This window comes from Mesorhizobium sp. CU3 (assembly GCF_006442965.1).
Taxonomy (GTDB): Bacteria; Pseudomonadota; Alphaproteobacteria; order Rhizobiales; family Rhizobiaceae; genus Mesorhizobium.
On record NZ_VFWX01000070.1, the window covers coordinates 1 to 246 of the forward strand.

Sequence of the window (246 nt, forward strand, 5' to 3'; positions counted from 1 at the left end):
GTTCCGGTGGTGATGCCGGGTTGATTGCCGACTACGCCGAGCGCAACGATTTAAGCCTGCCCAAACTCGATGAGGGCCAGCGTTCGGAACTGGCGCAGGTACTGCCGAGCTACGCCAACCTGGTCAACCCGCTGGATTTCACCACGGCCATCTGGGGCAACAGCGAAGCCCTCAATACCATGCTCGATACGGCACTGCGCACCGAAGCGGATGCGGCGATGCTGGTGCTCGACTACCCGGCGGAAT

General features: G+C 61.8%; 1 pseudogene. It reads left to right on the plus strand.

Annotated features, from left to right (window positions below):
- A pseudogene (locus tag FJ988_RS30655) lies at window positions 1-246 on the plus strand (CoA-binding protein); the annotation flags it as partial.